Source organism: Bradyrhizobium sp. BRP56, from assembly GCF_020194035.1.
In the GTDB taxonomy this organism is placed as follows: Bacteria; Pseudomonadota; Alphaproteobacteria; order Rhizobiales; family Xanthobacteraceae; genus Bradyrhizobium; species Bradyrhizobium australafricanum.
Window position 1 is genome coordinate 1 of sequence record NZ_JADYVV010000025.1, and the last position, 13,952, is coordinate 13,952.

Here is a 13,952-nt window from a genome sequence, read left to right on the forward strand (position 1 = left end):
GGCAGGGCAATCGCATATGGAATGAACCGATTCTTCCGCGCCGTCATGGCCGGGCTTGTCCCGGCCATCCACGTCTTTTCTTCGCGTGGAAACGAAGACGTGGATGCCCGGGACAAGCCCGGGCATGACGAGTTTGTGGGAACTCCGATCGCCTCAAACGGCCATATGCGATTGCCCTACCCGCAAGCGGGAGAGGGACAGCAATCCCGATGCGGCACTAGCGCGCCGGCTCGGCGAGCCGTGGCCGGATGATCTCGACCATCCGGTCGGCCGACGTCCCCGGCGGAAAGAAGCCGAGATAATTGCCCTCGCGGTCCATCAAATAGATGTAGGCGGTGTGATCGACGGTGTAGTCGCCGGCATCCTTCAGCGGCACCCGCGCGAAATAGACCTTGTAGGCATCGGCGAGCTTGCGGATCGCATCCAGCTTGCCGGTCAGTCCGATCAGGCGCGGGTGGAACATCGGCACGTAGTCTGCGAGATGCGCCGCGGTGTCACGCTCGGGATCGACCGTGATGAAGATCGGTTGCACCTGGTCGCCGTCGCGGCCGAGCTTGTCGAGCACAAGCCCGATCGCTTGCAGATCGGTCGGGCAGACGTCGGGGCAGGTGGTGAAGCCGAAATAGATCAGCATCAGCTTGCCGCGGAACTCCCTGTCGGTGCGCTCATGGCCGGCCTGATCGGTCAACGCGAACGGGCCGCCGACCGGCTCCCTGTTCCACATCAGGATGTCCATGATCTCGGCGGCCGAGCGCGCCGATTGCGGCGGCGCATCGCCCGCCAGCACCGGCGCCAGCGTCAGCCACAGGCCGACGCCGGCGAATGCCAGGCCCGCGCCAGCGAATGCAATGACGCGCGGGATCGGCGCGATCATATGCCGAAGGAGAGGCGGCTGCCCGTCGTCGTGACCAGCACCTTGTCGCCCATCTGCGCGGTCGCCTCCTGCACGAAGTTGAGCCCGGAGCAGTGCATCGGGATCAGCACGTCGGGGTCGAGCTTCTTGATCTCGGCGACCACCTCGGTGAGGTAATCCTTCGGCGCCGGCCCGAGATGGAAGCCGCCGACGATGGCGTGCACCTTCTGGATGCCGGAGACCTCCTGTGCCTGCTTCACCGAATTGACGATGCCGACATGGCCGCAGGACGAGATCACGACGAGGCCGAAGTCCCGCACGTTGAAGCAGGTGGCGTGCTCGTGGATGTGCTCGTCGGGCACGATCTTGCCGTCCATCTCGGCCGGCAGATAGTGACTGGCATTGCAGCCGAGCCCGTCCTTGATGCCGAACTCGACCCAGGTCTGCGGCAGCACACGCTCGATGCTGCGGCGGGTGATCTTGCCTGTCGTGAAGGCATGGCCCGCGATCACGGTCGGGGTCTCGCACAGCACGGTGGTGACGCGCTGCGCCGCGAGCTGGCGGCGGTCGAGCGTGCCGAAATCGTTGAACTGGCCCTTGGTCGGTGTTGCGCTGACGCGGTGGCAGAAATTGTCCTCGCCGCCGGCATAGAGCTTCACGTCGGCCGGTAGTTTATCACGGAATTTGTCGAGGAAGCCGTTGAGGCCGCCGAAATGGTCGTAATGCCCGTGGCTCACAATCAGGGCATCGAGCTTCGCCGGATCAACGCCGACCAGCGCCATGTTGTTGAGCAGCACTTCCGGCGTGTAGCCGTAGTCGAGCATCAGCGTGCGCTGCGCGCCCTCGGCCTCCGACTCCAGCCACAGCGACAGGCCCCATTCATTGTGCAGCGACTTCTGGTAGTCGGCGGAGCGCGGCGGCGGCGCGATGGTGACGCCGCCCGACTGCTTCGGCTTGAAGAACAAATCGAAGCTGGAATCGACCAGCACGCGGATCGAGAGCTTGTCGACGGTCGGCACCTCGATCGGTGCGGCGCTCGCGACCTCGACGCAGGAGAAGGCGCCCGCGGCTGCTGCGCCGGCGAGCGCGGCCGAACCTTTCAGGAAATCACGTCGTGCCAAATCCCGTGTCATCGCAATCCCCCGTGTTTTGAAAACTTTTCAATACCAAACACGTTGAGCCTAGGAGCAATTGGGACGCGGCTCAATCGGGTACTTGCGCTGCTTGCAGATCACATTCGCGCGCGGTGCAATGCGCGCGCCATTGACTTGGCTGCGGTTATGCGCCCAACTCCATGCATTCGCATCTTTCTCGCCGATGCACGACATCGGCAGTCCCTGGCAATGCAGGATCACGCCCATGATCGATCTCCACTACTGGTCCACGCCGAACGGTCACAAGGTAACGATGTTCCTTGAGGAGACCGGATTGGAGTACAAGATTTTCCCGGTGAACATCGGCAAAGGCGATCAGTTCAAGCCGGACTTTTTGCAGATCGCGCCGAACAACCGCATCCCCGCAATTCTCGATCACGCGCCGAAGGGCGGTGGCAAGCCGCTACAGCTGTTCGAGTCCGGCGCGATCCTGCTCTATCTCGCCGAGAAGACCGGACAATTCCTGCCGGCCGATATCCATGGCCGCTATGACGCGATCCAGTGGACGTTCTGGCAGATGGGCGGGCTCGGGCCGATGGCCGGGCAGAACCACCATTTCCGCAACTACGCCGTCGAGAAGCTGCCTTACGCGATCGACCGCTACGTCAACGAGACCAACCGGCTCTACGGCGTGCTCAACAAGCGGCTCGCCGACCGCGAATTCGTCGCCGGCGATTATTCGATCGCCGACATGGCGAGCTATCCCTGGGTCGTGCCCTACAAGAACCAGGGCCAGGAGATCGACGATTTCCCGCATCTGAAGCGCTGGCTGGAGACGATCGGCAAGCGCCCGGCGACCGAGCGCGCCTATGCCAAGGCGAAGGAGGTCAATCCGAATTTCGGCCAGCCCGCGATCCGCACCGAGGAAGAGCGCAAGCTGCTGTTCGGGCAGACCGCGGCGGTGGTGCGGTAAAGGCAGAGGTCTCCGCCGTCTCTCCGTCGTCATGGCCGGGCTTGACCCGGCCATCCACGTCTTGGGACGCGGGAAGTCTTGGATGCCCGGGTCAAGCCCGGGCATGACGAGCTGATAGATTGACGCTACTCCCCGACATACCTCGCCGGCCGCCGTTCCTTCCACGCCGCGAGCCCCTCGGCGAGATCGCGGCCCGGCACCAGCGCGGCGAACTGCTCGCTCTCGACCAAAAGGCCCTCGGCAATCGGCATGTTGAGCCCGCGAGTCACCGCGGTGATGGTGCCGGCGACCGATCCGGGCGAATGCCTGGTGATCCGGCCGGCGAGTTCGCGCGCGGCGGTCAGCAGCTGATCGTGCGGCACGACCTGATTGACCAGCCCGATCTCGCGCGCATGCTCGGGCGGGAACGGATCGCCCGTCAGCAGCAATTCAAGTCCGCGCTTGCGTCCCGCCAGCCGTGGCAGTCGCTGCGTGCCGCCGAAGGTCGGCGGCATGCCGAGCTTGATCTCGGGCTTTGCAAATTGCGCGCGGTCGCTGGCGACAGCGAGATGCACCGCCTCGGTGATCTCGCAGCCGCCGCCGAAGGCGAGCCCGTTGACCGCGGCGATCACGGGCTTCTTGAATGCCTCGAGCCGCGCGCTCATGGCCTGGCCGCGGCGGACGAAGTCGCGCACCGCGACGGCGGCGCCCTGCTTGACGCTCTCGGAAAACTCCTTGATGTCGGCGCCGGCCGAGAAGGCCCGCTCGCCGGCCCCGGTCAAAATCACGGCGCGCACCTCAGCGTCGCCCTCGATGCGGCCGAGCGCGGCCATCAGCTGATCGATCAGCGCGTAGTTCAGCGCGTTGAGCTGCTCCGGACGGTTCAGGGTGATCAGGGCGATCCCGTCGGTGATCTCGAGCAGGATGGGGGCGGGCATGATGCAGTCTCCAGCAATTGTGTGTCGGGCCGAATGTAGGGCCAGCCGCAATTTGTGTATATTCACTGGTTAGTATACATAGCAGAATGCCCAGACCCTCCGAGCCCACCCGCGAGCGCATCGTCCAGGCGGCGAGCGCGCTGTTCTACAATGAAGGCATTCGCCGCGTCAGCGTCGACGAGGTCGCGGCCAAGGCCGGCCTCACCAAGCGCACGCTGTATTATCACTTCAAGAGCAAGGACGATCTCGTCGCTGCCTATCTCGCCGCGCGCGACCAGCCCAATCTCGCGCTGTTCCGCAAATGGTTCGCGGAGGCCGAGGGCGGCCTGGCGGTGAAGGTCGAGGCGATCTTCAAGAACCTCGCGCGCTCGGCGCGGCATCCGAAGTGGAAGGGCTGCGGCTTCCTGCGCACCTCCGCCGAGCTCGCCAACATGCCCGGGCATCCCGCGATCCGGATCGGTGCCGCGCACAAGAAGAAGTTCGAGGATTGGCTGCGCGCGACCTTCGCGGAGCAGGGCATCGCCGATCCGCTCAAGCTGGCGCGCCAGATCCTGCTGCTGCTGGACGGATCATTCGCCGTCGTGCTGCTGCACCGCGACGCGAGCTATATGGAGACGGCGGGGGAGGCCGCACGCACGCTGATTGCGACGGCGCTGGCGAGACCGCGGCGTAAGCGGGGTTAGGACATGACGAGAGTAGGTGGAATGGTAGTCGCGAAGGCGATGCGCTCCCTCTCCCGCTTGCGGGCAGGGCAATCGCATATGGCAGCGAAAAGCTTGGCGGCGCTATTTCCACATCGTCATGGCCGGGCTTGTCCCGGCCATCCACGTCTTTTTCGCGCGGAAACCAAGACGTGGATGCCCGGCACAAGGCCGGGCATGACGAGTCTGTGGAGGGATCGAGCGCACATGCGATAGCCCTGCGCTTGTGGGGGAGGGCTGGGGTGGGGGCTCTCTCCACGAGTCACATCGTGGAGAGAGCCCCCACCCGTATCGCATCTTCGATGCGATACGACCTCCCCCGCAAGCGGGAGAGGTGCAGCAGCCTGCGGCGAGACCTTCTCGCAATGACGATTAAAGCGCGCCGCGCTCCTGCAGCAGCGCCAGCACCGCGTTGAGGTCCGGCAGCACGGCCGCGCATTTTGCACGGGTCGCTTCGGTCGGCGGCGCCATGTCCGGCACCATCAGCGTGATGGCGCCGGCGGCGTGGGCCGCCGTGACGCCGTGGTTGGAGTCTTCCACGGCGATGCAGGCTGCCGGCGTCACGCCGAGTCGCGCGGCGGCCTTGAGATAGAGCGCCGGGTCCGGCTTGCCGTGTGTCACGTCGTCAAGCGTCAGCAGCGTCTCGAAGCGGTCGCGGATGCCGGCAAGCGTCAGGTTGCGTTCAGCAGAGCGGCGCGACGACGAGGTGACGATCGCCATCGGGCGTCCTGCCGCAGCTATGGCGTCGAGCAGATCGAGCGTGCCTGATTTGAGCGGCAGGCCCGACTGCATCATCCGATCGCGATGTTCGAGGAAGGCCAGGTTGACCGCCTCCAGCGGAAACGTCGCGCCGTAATGATCGCGCAGCATCGCCTCGCAGACCGGGCCGGGAAGGCCGACCATGGAATGGCACAGCGCGACGACGTCGTCGGTGTAGCCGCACACGTTCAGCGCCGCGACCAGGCTGTCGAAGTAGACCTTCTCGGTGTCGAGCAGCGTGCCGTCCATGTCGAGCAGGACGGCGTCGACGGTCCAGCGTGCCTTCACGTGGCGCTCACCGCTGCTTGCTGTTCCGCGAGCTTCCGCAAGCATGCGGGGCACAGGCAGTCGTCGCCGTCGGTCGGCATCGGCAGGCAGAAACTCTCATCGGAGCACCAGCATGCTCCCGTGAGCGAGCAGGAAAATTCGCTGCCGCATGCCGTGCAGGCAAGCCGGCGCGGAGATGCTGGTTGGGAACGATCGTTTGACGAGAGGTCCATTCTAACCGCGATTTAATGCGCGAATTAATCTCGGGTTCATCCCGGACCGCGCTATGATGCCAAGCAACTGATATAGCCGGGATAGGCCGCCAAGGAAATCGTCAAGGGAATTCTGATGGCCCGTGATTCGCAAGCCGCGCTGGTTGCCCTCAACCGGTTTGGATTCGGCGCCCGCGGCGGGGCGTCCGGCGACTTCATCAACGCGGCCTCCGATCCGCGCGGTTTCGTGCTGGCGGAACTGGCGCGTCCGAACGGCGCGCTGCTCGAAGTGCCGGGCCTGCTCTCGACACCCGAACTCGGCAAGCAGGTGTTCGATTATCAGTTCGAGATCCAGCAGGCGCGCAATGCCGCGAAGGCCGCGCAGCAGGGCGCGAGCGAGACACCGCCGCAGGGGCCGGACACCAAGCCGCAGCAGCGGCGCAACCTGTCGCTGCCCTCCGCCGCCAAGGAAATCGCCGGGAAGGATTCGGCGATGCAGACGCCTGACAACGCCAATGCGGCGATGACGCCGTCGGCTCCGATGCAGCCTCCGACGATGCAGACGGTGGCTGGTCCGCCCAAGCCGCCGGCGCAACCGCTCAACATCATCCAGAAGACGTTCCGCGCCGAGGCGCTGGCGCGCCTGCAGCGCGGCGTGGTCGCCGATTGCGGCTTCGTCGAACGGCTCGTGGTGTTCTGGTCCAACCACTTCTGCGTCTCCGCCAACAAGGGCGCGCTGGCGCGGATGTGGGCCGGCTCGTTCGAGCGCGAGGCGATCCGTCCGCATGTGCTCGGCCGTTTCTCGGACATGCTGAAGGCCGTCGAGCAGCATCCGGCGATGCTGTTCTTTCTCGACAACCAGCAATCGCTCGGCCCGGAGTCGCGCGCCGGCATCAACCGCAATCGCGGCCTGAACGAGAACCTCGCGCGCGAGATCATGGAGCTGCATACGCTCGGCGTCGGCGGCGGCTACACCCAGGACGATGTGACGGCGCTGGCGCGCGTCATCACCGGCTGGACCTTTGCCGGCCGCCGTGGCCAGCTCGGCACGCCCGGCAGCTTCGTGTTCAACGCCAATGCGCACCAGCCCGGACCGCAGCAGGTGCTCGGCAAGAGCTACGCGCAGGCGGGCGTCGCGCAGGGCGAGGCGGTGCTGTCGGACATCGCGCGGCATCCCTCGACCGCAAAATTCATCGCGACCAAGTTCGCGCGCCACTTCGTCGCCGACGATCCGCCGCCGGCGCTGGTGGCGAGGCTGCAGAATATGTTCACGAAAACGGACGGCGATCTCAGGGCGCTGGCCACCGCGCTCGTTCAGTCCAGCGAGGCCTGGCAGCCGCCGCTGACAAAGATGCGTTCGCCTTACGAATTCCTGGTCGCCTCCGGCCGCCTGCTGGCGCGCAATCCGGAGGATCCGGGCCGCTATCTCAACGGCCTCAACGTGCTGGGCCAGCCCTTGTGGTCCCCGGCCGGGCCGAACGGTTTTCCGGACACCGCCGCGGCCTGGGCGGCACCTGAAGGCGTCAAGCTCAGGCTCGACATCTCGGCGCAGCTTGCCTCCCAGCTCGCCGACCGGTTCGACCCGCGCGACCTGCTCGAGCTCATTGCCGCCGATGCAGCCTCACCCGAGACGCGGCGCACCATCGAGCGCGCGGAATCGCGGCAACAGGCGCTGGCGCTGCTGTTGATGTCGCCCGAGTTCCAGAGGAGATGACGATGGAATGCTCCGAGAGCCTGATGCTGCAGGCGACGTCGCGGCGCGCGCTGCTGCTCGGCGGCGCCTCGTTTGCGGCCTGGGCTTATTTGCCGAAATTCGCGCGCGCCGCCGATGGCCGCGATCCGCGCTTCGTCACCATCATCCTGCGCGGCGCACTTGATGGCCTTGCCACGGTCGCACCGATCGGCGACCCCGACTATGCCGGCCTGCACGGCGCGATCGCGCTGCGCCCCGATGGCCCGAACGCGGCGGTGATGCTCGATCCGTTCTTCGGCCTGCATCCGGCGATGCCGGAATTTTCGCGGATGTATCGCGCCAAGCAGGCCGCGGTGGTTCATGCGGTGGCAACCTCCTATCGCGATCGCTCGCATTTCGACGGCCAGGACGTGCTGGAAAGCGGCTTTCCCGGTCCGGGCCGCGTGCAGTCCGGCTGGCTCAACCGCGCGCTGGAGGCGCTGCCGAAAGGCGAGCGGGTGACGAGCGCGCTCGCGGTCGGCCCGACCACGCCGCTGGTGCTGCGCGGCGCCGCGCCGACCGTCGGCTGGGCGCCGACCGCGCTGCCGCAAGCCGCTGACGACACCGCGATGCGGCTGCTCGATCTCTATCAGCACCGCGATCCGGTGCTGGCGAGCGCGCTGACGCAAGGCTTGCAGCTCGAGAAGCAGGCGCAGGGCGACGAGATGAAGCCGAAGCCCGGAGTGGGCGGCGTGGCGGCGATGCGCCTCGTGGCGCGCGGCGCCGCGAAATTGATGGCAGCCGATGACGGCCCGCGGATCGGTGCGCTCGCCTTCGACGGCTGGGACACCCACGCCAATGAAGGCGGGCCGGTCGGCCGCCTCGCGCAGCTGCTCGGCGGCCTCGACGGCGCGCTGGCGGAATTCCAGAGCGGCCTCGGCGCGCGCTGGCGCGACACCGTGATCGTGGTCGCGACCGAGTTCGGCCGCACCGCGCGCATCAACGGCACCGAGGGCACCGACCACGGCACCGGCACCACCGCGCTGCTCGCCGGCGGCGCGGTGAATGGCGGCCGCATGATCACCGACTGGCCCGGCCTCAAGCCCGCCAATCTCTATCAGGCCCGCGACCTCGCCCCGACCACCGACCTGCGCGCCGTGATCAAGGGCGTGCTGCACGACCAGTTCGGCCTCGGCGAGCGCGTCCTGGCTGATGCCGTGTTTCCGGACAGCGCCCCGGTAAAGCCGATGAAGGGGCTGGTGGCTTGACGGCCAGCCTCAATCACGCTGTCGTCCCGGCGAAGGCCGGGACCCATTACCACTGCTGGTGATTGTTGGGGCGCGCTGGAGCCACAGCGTGGCGTAACCACGCGCATTTGTGGTTATGGGTCCCGGCTTTCGCCGGGACGACGCTGTGGTTACACGACCGCAAGTGTCACCCCTTCGTGATCCCATCGATCTCCGCCATCTGCTCCGCGGAGAGCTTCCAGCTGATCGCCTTGACGTTCTGCTCGATCTGCTCGGGACGCGTCGCCCCGGCGATGACGCTTGCGACTTGCGGGCGGGCGGCGAGCCAGGAGAAGGCGAGCTCGAGCATGGAGTGGCCGCGCTCACTGGCAAACGCCTGCAGCTTCTCGACGATGTCCTCGTTGCGCGGCGTGACGTAGCGATCCTTCAACGCCGGCGCCTTGGCGAAGCGGGTATCGGCGGGTGCGGCGGCGCCGCGCCGGTACTTGCCGGTCAAGAGGCCGCTGGCGAGCGGGAAGAACGGCAAGAGGCCAAGATTGTATGCTTGCGCCGCCGGCAGCAGATCCTTCTCGATGCCGCGCACCAGGAGGCTGTATTCGTCCTGGCAGGACACGAAGCGGTTCATGTTCATCTGGCGCGCGACGTACTCGGCTTCGGCGATCCGCCAAGCCGGGAAGTTGGAGTTGCCGATGTAGCGCACCTTGCCCTGGCGGACGAGATCGTCGAGCGCGCGCAGCGTCTCGTCGATCGGGGTGAGCGGATCGTAGTCGTGCTGCTGGTAGAGATCGATATAGTCGGTCTTCAGGCGAGTGAGGCTCGCTTCGACTGCGGACATGATGTAGCGCCGCGAGGCGCCCTGCTTGGTGCCGTCGGTCGCCATCGGCTTGGAGAATTTGGTGGCGAGCACGATGTCCTTGCGGCGGTCGCCCAGCATGGTGCCGAGCACGGTCTCCGAGCCGCCCATGCCGGCATAGATGTCGGCGGTGTCGAACAGCGTGATGCCGAGATCGATCGCCTTGTGGATCACCTTGCGCGAGGTTTCGAGGTCGGTGCGCTGGCCGAAATTGTTGCAGCCGAGGCCGACCGCGGACACGCGCAGCCCGGAGCCGCCGAGATTACGAATTTCCATGAGACAATCCTGTGGGATAGGCGAGGGGTGCCGCGTATTGTGACAAGCACACTAGGGCCCGGCAAGGTGCCGTCCTACCGCCGATCACGCATGACGGTGTCGCAAAATGAGATGCCGCAAAAAAAGCGGTCCCGGTCAGACGCGGCGACTGACGGGGACCGCTTGGCGAAGATCTGAGACGGGGGGCCTGATCTGCGCGAGCGGAAGCCTAGCCGGGCTTTGTAACGTGCCGGTGACACCTCAGTTCAATCCACAGGCCGCGAAGATCCGCTCAGACAATCTTGCGATAGATGACGAAGCCCGGCTTGTCCGCGACCTTGTCATAAAGCTGCATCGCGGTGTGGTTGGTCTCATGCGTCTGCCAGTAGACGCGCGGCGATCCCGCGAGCCTGGCCTGCGCGTAAACCCCGTTGATCAACGCGCGGTCAACGCCCTTGCCGCGTGCGGCTTCGCTGGTGAACAGATCCTGCAAATAGCAGGTTGGCGCGATCGCGGTGGTCGAGCGGTGAAACAGATAATGCGTCAGCCCGAGCAATCTGCCGCCGGCGTCGGCGACCAGCGCGTGCACCGGCTCATAGGCATCGAAGAAGCGTTCCCACGTCATCGCGGTGATCTCGGGCGCGAGCGCGGTCGGCCCGGATCGCTCATAGAAGGCATTGTAGCCGTCCCACAGAGGAAGCCACTGGGCGTAGTCGTCGCGGGTGACGAAGCGGATGGTGACGTCGTCGGCCATGGAGGATTCCTGGATGGTCCTGCGTTGCGGGCGATGTCTCCGCACCGCTCGCAAGGTTCTACCGTCGCTATCTCGCAGGATCAATTGTGGACGAGGTCGCGCCTCACTCGGCGGCGCGCAGCAGCCGCGCCAGACGGCGCTCGCGCCCGGCGCGCTGGGCCCGATATTCATCGGCCTTCGCGGGATCGTCGGTGTGCCGCACGAGGTCGGTGACCGGCGTGTAGCTCAGCATGCGGCCGCCGTCCGGCAGTGCGGTGCAGCTGAAGCGCAGCACCTGGCCGTCGGCGAGGTTGAGATTGATCGGCGTGGAGTCGCCGGCGCGCATCATCGCGATGCGCTCGGCGATGAACGCGCTCAGCTCGTCTTCCTGCAGTTCATAGGCGCCGGTGTCGCGGCCGTGATACATCAGCGCGACGAAGGGCGGCTTGCTCTCGGCCTGCGCATCCGACAGCGCGAAATAGTCGCGGAAGGCGCGGTTGATGAATTCGGCGCGGGTGTCGGTGTCGAGCAGCACGATGCCGATGTCGACCTGATCGAGCGCGGCGGCGAGCCGCTCCGCGGTGGCGTGATGCTGCTGGTCCGCGGCAAAGGCGTCGATCCATTTCTGCCGCAGCATTCCAGTGATCACGGCCGTGCCGGCCGCGGTCGCCGCCAGCATCAGCATTCGCGCGACGTCGGCGGTGTCGTAACCGGGCAGCGCGCGATGATTGAGGAAGAACAGCGCCGAGGCGGCCACCGCGATCGCGGCGGAGATCAGCCCGGAGGTGATGCCGCTGATCGAGCTCGCAAGCGCCACGATGCAGACGAACAGCGGCGCGGGATTGGGGACGGCGACAACGAGGCGATCGAGCAGGAAGGCGGCGGATGCCGTGATCGCCGTCAGGGCCGGACCTGAAATTGCACGCCAGTCGAACCGCATGCGCGTTCTCGCTATCTATCAAACGAACGATAAAGCCGCAGTTTGACGACAGGGCCGCAACCGCGCCGGCATTTCCGTCCCGACCGTTAAGCGGGCGTTGCGGGGGCCGAACCAGCTTTCGCTGATTTCAAATCAAATGATATGCAGATCGGCACGGAACCCGGTTCCGTGCCTGCGGGTTACCGCGTGCTTTGCTTGCAAGAGGACATTCGATGCCCGCCATTTCGCCGTCGCTGCTGCCGATCCTGATGCTGTTCGCCTCGAACGTCTTCATGACCTTCGCCTGGTACGGCCATCTCAAGTTCAAGGATCACTCGCTCCCCATCGTCATCATGGTGAGCTGGGGCATCGCCTTCTTCGAGTACTGGCTGGCAGTGCCGGCCAATCGCTGGGGCAGCGCGGTCTACTCGGCGGCGCAGCTCAAGACCATGCAGGAGGTGATCACGCTGGTCGTGTTCGCCGCCTTCTCGGTGTTGTACCTGAAGGAGCCGCTGGGCTGGAATCACGCGCTCGGATTTGCCTTCATCGCCGCCGGCGCGTTTCTGATCTTCCACAAATGGGGCTAATGCTTCACCTCGCCCCGTGTGCGGGGAGGTTGGAACGCATCGTTAGATGCGTTCCGGGTGAGGGGGACTCTCCGCAAATGCAGCGATCTCCGAATACGCGGAAAGAGCCCCTCACCCCAACCCTCTCCCCGTAAGAACGGGGCGAGGGAGCACACTGCCGCCGCGGTTCGACCTGATCTCATTGCGCTTTAGTGGTGCGGGGCCGGCTTGGCGGTCGGCGTCGTGACATGCGCGGGGCGTGCGCGGTCTTCGCCTTGCGTGCCGGTCACGATCAGGAGCGATGCCGCCAGCAGGATCGCCGCCGACAGCGTCACGGTCACCAGTCCGACGGGGGTCTTCATCATGTCGCGCCGCTGTCTCTCCCGCGCCTTGCCGCGGATCAGGTGCCAACCGGAAATTGCTTGATTACGCCGGGATCGCCGTTGCCATGGTGATGTTGCTCGACAGCACCGTCACGGCGACGACCAGGCACAACGTCAGCGCGCCGAGCGCGAGCGACGCGGCGATCGCGTTCGTCAGCCGGGATGATGCCACCGGGGCAGGGCGGCCATCGAAGCCTGCCGTGCCGGACCACCGTTTCATGGTCTAAATCCCTCAGGCCGCGAGCGAATCACTCGCGACATCCGCGCGAATCTGCCGGTTGTCACCGGCAACATTGCGGCGGCGGCGCCGTCCAAAAATGGCTAAAATACGGCGGGGGCGCGAGTTTTGCCCGTTATTTGGGCAGTTTCCCCGTTATTCCCTGGATTCACACCCAGCCGTTCAGACGCCGGCCGCGAGGCGAGGCTCAGGTTCGGCCTCGGTACCAGGCTGCCAGTCCATCGAGACAAACCCGGGGGTCTGCTCGACCCGCTTGAGCCAGGCGCGGATCGACGGAAAGGTCGCCAGGTCGAAGTCGCAGCGGTCGGCGACGTGGGTGTAGCCGTAGAGGGCGATGTCGGCGACGGTGAGCTGTCCGGCGGCGAAATAGGTGTGCTCCTTGAGGTGATTTTCCATCACCTGCAGCGCCGCATAGCCGCGCTCCATCCAGTCCTCCAGCGCGTGCGTCTGCAGGTCGCGTCCGCCCTTGACCAGCGACAGCCAGAAATAGGCGGCGCCGATATTCGGCTCGAGCGCGTGCTGCTCGAAGAACATCCACTGCAGCGCCTCGGCGCGCTCGATCCGCGACTCCGGCGCCAGCGGCGTGCCGATCGCGACGTACCAGAGGATGGCATTGGACTCGGCGAGATGGCGGCCCTCGGCGACCTCGAGCAGCGGCACCTGGCCGCTCGGATTCTTGGCCAGGAATTCCGGGGTGCGGCTCTCGCCGCGCAGGATGTCGATCTCGATCGCCTCGTACGGCGTGTTCAGCACGGCAAGCGCCAGCCGGACCTTGTAGCTGTTGCCGGAGCGCTGCATCGAATAGAGCTTGTACATTGCGTCGTGGTTCACTCGGTCAGGGAGACGGTACGCTTAAAAATTGCGCGGCCTGTCACACCGCAACGCCGCTAAACAATGATGCCGACGGGGATGCGTCGCAAGCCCTGCAGTGTGGAAAAAGTCGAAACGTCTACTGCACTGCACACGTGCAGAACGATTCCATCCACACGGCAGAACAACTCGGATCACGCCTGCGCGACGCTCTGCACGGTGCCGGTCGATGGCAAGGCCGATATCAAGGTCGGCACCACGGCCGGCGCGCTGCAACCCACAAACCTTAACGCGCCATCCTTGGCGGCACGACGCGCCGGTCTGCGTTGACGACCCGCCGTTAGCGCTGTCAGGCAGGTGCCGTGCGGCATTGTCCTCGGAGCAATCCGCGCTGGCGCATGCCGCCGAAGGCCCTGCCGGCAAGGCCGGAGCTATGGTCGCCGGCCTTGCCGGATATAAGTCATCCGGCGCCGGAACTTGCGGAAAATTGCGCGCGCCGC

The 13,952-nt window shown here is 65.8% G+C and carries 16 protein-coding genes; 5 read left to right on the top strand and 11 right to left on the bottom strand.

Going from position 1 to position 13,952, the window contains the following annotated elements:
* Positions 1–217 precede the first annotated feature (217 nt).
* The 3 genes from I6F38_RS18725 to I6F38_RS18735 are packed head-to-tail and all read right to left on the bottom strand — an operon-like array spanning position 218 to position 2,214.
* Positions 218–874, bottom strand: coding sequence for an SCO family protein (locus I6F38_RS18725; protein ID WP_225161361.1), 657 nt, complete (start codon positions 872–874; stop codon positions 218–220).
* Positions 871–1,986 carry an MBL fold metallo-hydrolase gene (locus I6F38_RS18730; protein WP_225161362.1) on the bottom strand — a complete coding sequence of 372 codons (1,116 nt, stop codon included), beginning with the start codon at positions 1,984–1,986 and terminating at the stop codon, positions 871–873. The genes I6F38_RS18725 and I6F38_RS18730 overlap by 4 nt, the downstream gene beginning before the upstream one ends.
* 48 nt (positions 1,987–2,034) lie before the next feature.
* Positions 2,035–2,214 (bottom strand): hypothetical protein, encoded by a 180-nt coding sequence (locus I6F38_RS18735; RefSeq protein ID WP_225161363.1) that lies wholly within the window; start codon positions 2,212–2,214, stop codon positions 2,035–2,037.
* Here I6F38_RS18735 and I6F38_RS18740 point away from each other — a divergent pair.
* Positions 2,213–2,920: a glutathione binding-like protein gene (locus I6F38_RS18740; protein ID WP_225161364.1), complete on the top strand. Its 708-nt coding sequence runs from the start codon at positions 2,213–2,215 to the stop codon at positions 2,918–2,920. The two genes, I6F38_RS18735 and I6F38_RS18740, sit on opposite strands and share 2 nt — an antisense overlap.
* 125 nt (positions 2,921–3,045) lie before the next feature.
* Here the strand turns inward: I6F38_RS18740 and I6F38_RS18745 are convergent, their stop codons facing one another.
* Positions 3,046–3,837, bottom strand: a complete 792-nt coding sequence (locus I6F38_RS18745; RefSeq protein ID WP_225161365.1) for a crotonase/enoyl-CoA hydratase family protein — start codon at positions 3,835–3,837, stop codon at positions 3,046–3,048.
* 86 nt (positions 3,838–3,923) lie between these two features.
* Between I6F38_RS18745 and I6F38_RS18750 the strand changes: the two genes are divergently transcribed.
* Positions 3,924–4,520, top strand: a complete 597-nt coding sequence (locus I6F38_RS18750; protein ID WP_225161366.1) for a TetR/AcrR family transcriptional regulator — start codon at positions 3,924–3,926, stop codon at positions 4,518–4,520.
* Between the two features lie 390 nt (positions 4,521–4,910).
* Here I6F38_RS18750 and I6F38_RS18755 read toward each other — a convergent pair whose 3' ends face one another.
* Complete coding sequence (locus I6F38_RS18755) at positions 4,911–5,585, bottom strand: HAD family phosphatase (RefSeq protein WP_225161367.1); 675 nt, start codon at positions 5,583–5,585, stop codon at positions 4,911–4,913.
* Between the two features lie 327 nt (positions 5,586–5,912).
* Between I6F38_RS18755 and I6F38_RS18765 the strand changes: the two genes are divergently transcribed.
* Both I6F38_RS18765 and I6F38_RS18770 read left to right on the top strand, forming a co-directional pair.
* Positions 5,913–7,490, top strand: a complete 1,578-nt coding sequence (locus I6F38_RS18765) for a DUF1800 family protein (RefSeq protein ID WP_225161369.1) — start codon at positions 5,913–5,915, stop codon at positions 7,488–7,490.
* Complete coding sequence (locus tag I6F38_RS18770) at positions 7,487–8,716, top strand: DUF1501 domain-containing protein (protein ID WP_225161370.1); 1,230 nt, start codon at positions 7,487–7,489, stop codon at positions 8,714–8,716. The genes I6F38_RS18765 and I6F38_RS18770 overlap by 4 nt, the downstream gene beginning before the upstream one ends.
* A 166-nt stretch (positions 8,717–8,882) precedes the next feature.
* On the opposite strand, the gene I6F38_RS18775 is transcribed toward I6F38_RS18770, so the two are convergent.
* The 3 genes from I6F38_RS18775 to I6F38_RS18785 all read right to left on the bottom strand — a co-directional run bounded on the left by I6F38_RS18775 (position 8,883) and on the right by I6F38_RS18785 (position 11,476).
* Positions 8,883–9,824 carry an aldo/keto reductase gene (locus I6F38_RS18775; protein ID WP_225161371.1) on the bottom strand — a complete coding sequence of 314 codons (942 nt, stop codon included), beginning with the start codon at positions 9,822–9,824 and terminating at the stop codon, positions 8,883–8,885.
* A 271-nt stretch (positions 9,825–10,095) separates the two neighbouring features.
* Positions 10,096–10,557, bottom strand: a complete 462-nt coding sequence (locus tag I6F38_RS18780; RefSeq protein WP_225161372.1) for a GNAT family N-acetyltransferase — start codon at positions 10,555–10,557, stop codon at positions 10,096–10,098.
* A gap of 103 nt (positions 10,558–10,660) precedes the next feature.
* Positions 10,661–11,476 carry a PAS-domain containing protein gene (locus tag I6F38_RS18785; protein ID WP_225161373.1) on the bottom strand — a complete coding sequence of 272 codons (816 nt, stop codon included), beginning with the start codon at positions 11,474–11,476 and terminating at the stop codon, positions 10,661–10,663.
* Between the two features lie 212 nt (positions 11,477–11,688).
* On the opposite strand from I6F38_RS18785, the gene I6F38_RS18790 reads away from it, so the two are divergent.
* Positions 11,689–12,042: a DMT family protein gene (locus tag I6F38_RS18790; RefSeq protein WP_076829887.1), complete on the top strand. Its 354-nt coding sequence runs from the start codon at positions 11,689–11,691 to the stop codon at positions 12,040–12,042.
* 188 nt (positions 12,043–12,230) lie between these two features.
* On the opposite strand, the gene I6F38_RS18795 is transcribed toward I6F38_RS18790, so the two are convergent.
* The 3 genes from I6F38_RS18795 to I6F38_RS18805 all read right to left on the bottom strand — a co-directional run bounded on the left by I6F38_RS18795 (position 12,231) and on the right by I6F38_RS18805 (position 13,458).
* Positions 12,231–12,386 (bottom strand): hypothetical protein, encoded by a 156-nt coding sequence (locus tag I6F38_RS18795; protein ID WP_168859260.1) that lies wholly within the window; start codon positions 12,384–12,386, stop codon positions 12,231–12,233.
* A gap of 61 nt (positions 12,387–12,447) precedes the next feature.
* Positions 12,448–12,624 (bottom strand): hypothetical protein, encoded by a 177-nt coding sequence (locus tag I6F38_RS18800; protein WP_168859259.1) that lies wholly within the window; start codon positions 12,622–12,624, stop codon positions 12,448–12,450.
* A 180-nt stretch (positions 12,625–12,804) separates the two neighbouring features.
* The gene (locus tag I6F38_RS18805; RefSeq protein ID WP_028336064.1) at positions 12,805–13,458 is read right to left on the bottom strand and encodes a glutathione S-transferase family protein; all 654 of its coding nucleotides are present in this window, start codon (positions 13,456–13,458) and stop codon (positions 12,805–12,807) included.
* Positions 13,459–13,952: the final 494 nt, after the last annotated feature.

Coding starts and splice junctions, on each gene's coding strand:
- I6F38_RS18725 (WP_225161361.1), bottom strand. CDS start 874: ATGATCGCGCCGATCCCGCGCGTCATTGCATTCGCTGGCGCGGGCCTG.
- I6F38_RS18730 (WP_225161362.1), bottom strand. CDS start 1,986: ATGACACGGGATTTGGCACGACGTGATTTCCTGAAAGGTTCGGCCGCG.
- I6F38_RS18740 (WP_225161364.1), top strand. CDS start 2,213: ATGATCGATCTCCACTACTGGTCCACGCCGAACGGTCACAAGGTAACG.
- I6F38_RS18735 (WP_225161363.1), bottom strand. CDS start 2,214: ATGGGCGTGATCCTGCATTGCCAGGGACTGCCGATGTCGTGCATCGGC.
- I6F38_RS18745 (WP_225161365.1), bottom strand. CDS start 3,837: ATGCCCGCCCCCATCCTGCTCGAGATCACCGACGGGATCGCCCTGATC.
- I6F38_RS18750 (WP_225161366.1), top strand. CDS start 3,924: ATGCCCAGACCCTCCGAGCCCACCCGCGAGCGCATCGTCCAGGCGGCG.
- I6F38_RS18765 (WP_225161369.1), top strand. CDS start 5,913: ATGGCCCGTGATTCGCAAGCCGCGCTGGTTGCCCTCAACCGGTTTGGA.
- I6F38_RS18770 (WP_225161370.1), top strand. CDS start 7,487: ATGACGATGGAATGCTCCGAGAGCCTGATGCTGCAGGCGACGTCGCGG.
- I6F38_RS18775 (WP_225161371.1), bottom strand. CDS start 9,824: ATGGAAATTCGTAATCTCGGCGGCTCCGGGCTGCGCGTGTCCGCGGTC.
- I6F38_RS18780 (WP_225161372.1), bottom strand. CDS start 10,557: ATGGCCGACGACGTCACCATCCGCTTCGTCACCCGCGACGACTACGCC.
- I6F38_RS18785 (WP_225161373.1), bottom strand. CDS start 11,476: ATGCGGTTCGACTGGCGTGCAATTTCAGGTCCGGCCCTGACGGCGATC.
- I6F38_RS18790 (WP_076829887.1), top strand. CDS start 11,689: ATGCCCGCCATTTCGCCGTCGCTGCTGCCGATCCTGATGCTGTTCGCC.
- I6F38_RS18795 (WP_168859260.1), bottom strand. CDS start 12,386: ATGATGAAGACCCCCGTCGGACTGGTGACCGTGACGCTGTCGGCGGCG.
- I6F38_RS18800 (WP_168859259.1), bottom strand. CDS start 12,624: ATGAAACGGTGGTCCGGCACGGCAGGCTTCGATGGCCGCCCTGCCCCG.
- I6F38_RS18805 (WP_028336064.1), bottom strand. CDS start 13,458: ATGTACAAGCTCTATTCGATGCAGCGCTCCGGCAACAGCTACAAGGTC.